The following is a 526-nucleotide window of genomic DNA, read 5'->3' as shown; positions in this document are numbered from 1 at the left end:
GTCGAGGATCCGATCGAATACGATCTGTCCGGCATCGGCCAGACGCAGGTGAACGAGCGGATCGGGATGACGTTCGCGCGCGCGCTGCGCTCGATCCTGCGTCAGGACCCGGACATCATCATGATCGGCGAAATCCGCGATCTCGAAACCGCGCAGATCGCCGTGCAGGCGTCGCTAACGGGCCACCTGGTGCTCGCGACGCTGCACACGAACGACGCGGCGTCGGCCGTCACGCGTCTCACCGACATGGGCGTCGAGCCGTACCTGCTCGCGTCTTCGCTGCTCGGCGTGCTCGCGCAGCGGCTCGTGCGCCAGCTCTGCCCGGCGTGCAAGGAGGAGCGGCACGAGGGCGGCCGCGCGGTCTGGCATCCGGTCGGCTGCGACAAGTGCGGGCATTCGGGCTACACGGGGCGTCGGGGCGTGTACGAGCTGCTCGTCATCGACGATTCGATCCGCTCGCTGATTCACCGCAACGCGGCCGATGCGGAGATTCTCGCCACCGGCCGCGCGAACGGGATGCGCACGC

At 68.6% G+C, this 526-nt stretch carries 1 protein-coding gene; it reads left to right on the top strand.

Going from position 1 to position 526, the window contains the following annotated elements; translation table 11 throughout:
- A partial coding sequence (locus J5M57_RS28050; protein ID WP_207938484.1) for an ATPase, T2SS/T4P/T4SS family occupies positions 1–526 on the top strand: 526 nt, incomplete at both ends.

Origin of the sequence: Pseudomonas sp. 86_A (assembly GCF_017491705.1) — a bacterium.
Lineage (GTDB): Bacteria > Pseudomonadota > Gammaproteobacteria > Pseudomonadales > Pseudomonadaceae > Aquipseudomonas > Aquipseudomonas koreensis.
This window is presented reverse-complemented; position numbering and strand designations above follow the sequence as displayed.